This window comes from Geobacillus sp. WSUCF1 (assembly GCF_000422025.1).
Classification (GTDB): Bacteria; Bacillota; Bacilli; order Bacillales; family Anoxybacillaceae; genus Geobacillus; species Geobacillus zalihae.
In genome coordinates this window covers 1-3931 of sequence record NZ_ATCO01000004.1, presented here as the reverse complement: position 1 = coordinate 3931, position 3931 = coordinate 1, and the positions used below count along the sequence as shown (strand labels likewise).

Genomic DNA, 3931 nt, shown 5'->3' with positions numbered 1-3931 from the left:
CTTCTTTATATTTTTCATCGATCATATGCCGAATGTCTTTGATCGATTTCCCTTGATCGTAAGCGGCGATCGATTCGGCGGCGATCTCCAAGCAGACGCCGCATTTGGTCGCATGATCATCCCAGACGACCGAGCCGTCTTGTTTATTTTCATAGACGAAGCAGTCGTAATTGTTCTTATGGCCAGCTGATTGCCCGCAGCCGCAATAGCAAGGGATATTCTCAAGCAGCTCGCGGTGTTCGGCCGCCTGCTGGTACAAGACCGCCATCTCTTCTTCAAACGCGCTCAAAAAGCTTGGCAAATGCTCGATCGATTTTGTTGTTTCGCGAATATCGCCGGTGGCGGTTTTCGTCATCTGCGAGTGGCTTTGTTCCTGAACGCCGTCATCGGTGCAGCTTGAGAGCAGAACGCTGAGCGACAACATGCATGTGGCGATCCATGTCAGTTGTTTCATCCTCTTCTTCCTTTCCGTACAGTCTGCATTTTGAATGTACCATACTTCGCGGCAGGCGGCAACCGTCGTATGGTCAGGCGCGTTGCTGTTGTTGGGCGTGGCGGTGTTTGTGTTTTCGTCGTTTTTCGATCATGGCGAAATAAAGGGCAAAAACAGCGAGCAGAAACAATGCATCTCCGGCGTAAAGCGGTCGGAATCCGATTGAGGCCATCAGCACGCCGGTGAGAAAAGAGCCGGCGCTGATGCCAACGTCAAAAAACGATAAAAACGTGCCGAGGGAAGAAGAACTGCGCGACAAAGAGCCTGATTGAATCGCCATCGTCTGCAAAACCGGAAACAAATTGCCCCAGCCCATTCCGATCAAAGCTGCACTTAATAAAAAGATTCCTGTCGTTTTCGCTATGCTTAACAAAAACAGCCCGACGGCAAATGAAGATGTGCAAAATACAATAAGCGCCTTCGGTCCGTGTGCGTCAAACCATCTCCCGGTAAACGGACGGGAAACAAGCAGCACCGCAGCATAAATCACGAAAAAGAGATTGCTGCTTTCCCCAAGATGAAGCGATTTGGCGTAGACCGACACAAACGACAGCACGGGCGCGTACGTCAAAGCGAACAATGCACCGATGAACGCCAGCGGTAGCACGGAAGGCTCGATCATCTGCTTCAGCGACAGCTGGATTCGCAGTTTCGAAGATGACTGCTTCGCCTGCGGCGTTGCCGAACGGATAGACAGCGCAGAAAGGAAAGAAGCGACGGTGCATACAAGCGCAATGATCAGCATCCAAAACGCCCCAAGGCGTTCAAGAGAAAAGAGGCCGAAAAACGGCCCAGCCACCATAGCGAGATTGGAGGACAAAACAAAATAGCCCATTCCTTCCCCTTGCCGTGTCGATGGAACGATATCAGCGACGAGCGCTCCGCCTACCATCGTGGCAATGCCGAACCCTAAGCCGTGCAAAAAGCGGATGGCAAGCAAACTGAGCAGGCTGTGGGAAAATAGGTACAATACGGAAGATGTAATGAAAAGAAGAAGAGACCATCTCAGCATCAATCGCTTCCCGTAGCGTTCGACAAACTGGTTGGCGGCAAAACGGACGATAATGGCCGCCGCCAAAAAAACAGCCGACACAAGCCCTGACAGCGATTCCTCGACGTGCAAGTCATGAATGGCGTAAATCGGCATGGTGACCAAAAGAAAATAATAGTTGGCAAACAAGAAAAAATTGCAAATAAAAAGGCTGGCAAAGTGTTTTGTCCACAATGCTTCTTGGCCCATGAATCACGCTCCTTCCCCCATAAAAGGAAAAATGGCAGGGGGAGCGGCGATGTGACGCCTCCGCCTGCGTTGAATAAGAGTTGTGTAAAAATTATGATAATACTTCTGACTTGATTTTTCTAGTTGTATGCTCATAGTTGGTTCATCACCAAAAGTTGTACTTGCACCTGTCATGAAAGTATGTTAGCTATTTCTAGCCGAACCCGCAATGCAAAACGCTGGATATTTCTGTATCCGTATCCCCGACGTTTCATCAGCTTGATCTTGTTATTTGTTCCCTCCATTTTCCCATTTGAATAAGGGGATAAAATGCACGATATGATTTCGTCTGTTCGTTTGACGAGTGATTTTGCGATGGCGCGAACAGCAGAACAAGGACAAAACAAATACCGATGAACCCAGGCGTTCAAACGACGTTTCGCTTGTCGCTCGCTTTGGCTTTTGGATACATAACGAAAATGTTGAAGGGATTGATAGACAGCCTGCAAGGAATCGCTCTCTTTCTGCCACTCCCGCACCGTTTGGCGCTCCTCCTCGGTGAGTTTCTCGGGACACTGGGTCAATAAGCGGCAAACATACCGAACATGCCCGTGTTTCTTGTTCCCTTTTCCGAAGGATTGGCGGCATCGATCCAACGCTTCCGTAAACAATTGAATCACATGAAAATAATCGACCACATGCTTCGCTTCCGGACACACCCCTTGAATGGCTTTTTTTATCGCTGGAGCCAAATCGCTCACGACATACTGAACAGAACCAGACACAGGAGCCAACACACGTCCAATGGCTTCCTCGTTCTTTCCTGCTTCAACGGCATACACTTCTCCCGTTTCGGCATCCATGACTGCCACTCCGTAATCATGTCCTTTTCGAAACGCAAACTCATCGACACAAACTGCCTTTGGTTGGATGTCATTCGATAGGAAGGAAGGAAGGGGCATGGGTATAAAACCAGCGTTCAACGGTCGTGTACGGAAGCTTGAGCATACGAGCCACCGCCTGAATGGATGTTCCGATGCAAGATTGCGCCACCCATTGCTGAAACGCATCCGTCGCTGCACTTCGAGGGGAAATTCCGGGATAAGACGTGCTGAATGTCATGCCACATGTACAACAACGTCTACGCTCCACAGGGAGTTCCACCCAAAAGATGCCGATCCGTTGAGCATACCCATGCATCCATTGCTTCTTTTTTCCTGTCATTTTGATCGTGCGTTTCAAGCAAACAGGACATAACGGGCATTGTTCGGGAAGAGAAAGTTCGAAAATCCAACGTTCTTCTTCTTTTCGCACCTTTTGAATCAAAACATCTGGTAAATCGATGAGTTCTTTGATAAACTGAGCGTACATGCGAATTTTCCTCCAATGGTTTGGTTTGGACACCTTTACCATACAGGAAAATTCGCATTTTTTGTACCCTCTATTTTCTCTATGCACACCGATCTTCAATGATCAAGTACAACTTGTGGTGAAGATCCTTTTTTAAAAAGTTTTTCCAATTGTTTATTCCTTCAATCTGTATGATCATCTATTCTTTTCTTTCTCAAATAATATAGATAAGAAATCGGAACGATTCCACATATAAAAATTATTCCTGCAATTAAAACACCATTAATTGCAGTAAAGCCTTCACTTAATGATGTGAGGATTCCTATTATAGTTGAAATAAGTGTTAATACAACAAGTGATATTAGGAATCCTTTTTTGGGTGACCTTTTTTGACTTTCATATTCCACACTAATGTTCATTGATAAGAAAGTTGATACGACCGTTGTAAGGATAAACACAAACCATAATGGATTTTCTCTCATTCCATCTATTCCTTTTGTTATTAGGTCATAGCCTAATATTCCGATGATTCCAAGCGTCTGTAAAATGTAGGCAATTCGTAAATTTTGCAGATTTTTCAATAATAATCGTTCGTCTTTTATTTTTTGCAATTTAATCACTCTCCCTTTTCTACCCAAAAAATTTCATCTAACGTTTTATTAACCGCATAACAAATTTCGAGGCACAATTTTAAAGTAGGATTGTATTTTCCTTTTTCGATTAAACTGATAGTTTGGCGAGTTACACCAACCTTTTCTGCCAGTTGTTGTTGGGTCAGATTTACTTGGATACGAGCAACTTTAAGATTGTTTTTCACAATTTCAAAACCCCCTCTGAATGTAATTTATTATATATTACATTCAGAGGGG

General features: G+C 45.4%; 4 protein-coding genes and 1 pseudogene. All 5 read right to left on the bottom strand.

Translation table 11 applies throughout. The annotated features are described in order from the left end of the window. Positions 1–454: PCYCGC motif-containing (lipo)protein (locus I656_RS14295; RefSeq protein ID WP_020753656.1), on the bottom strand; the 454-nt coding region annotated here is incomplete at its 3' end. A 73-nt stretch (positions 455–527) separates the two neighbouring features. Next, positions 528–1733, bottom strand: coding sequence for an MFS transporter (locus I656_RS14300; protein ID WP_013523552.1), 1206 nt, complete (start codon positions 1731–1733; stop codon positions 528–530). Positions 1734–1903: 170 nt separating this feature from the next. Beyond that, a pseudogene (locus tag I656_RS0114510) lies at positions 1904–3083 on the bottom strand (ISL3 family transposase). A 161-nt stretch (positions 3084–3244) separates the two neighbouring features. Further along, on the bottom strand, positions 3245–3673 hold the full coding sequence (locus I656_RS14305) for a hypothetical protein (protein WP_020753653.1): 429 nt from the start codon (positions 3671–3673) through the stop codon (positions 3245–3247). 5 nt (positions 3674–3678) lie between these two features. Continuing rightward, on the bottom strand, positions 3679–3879 hold the full coding sequence (locus I656_RS14310; RefSeq protein ID WP_020753652.1) for a helix-turn-helix transcriptional regulator: 201 nt from the start codon (positions 3877–3879) through the stop codon (positions 3679–3681). Positions 3880–3931 lie beyond the last annotated feature (52 nt).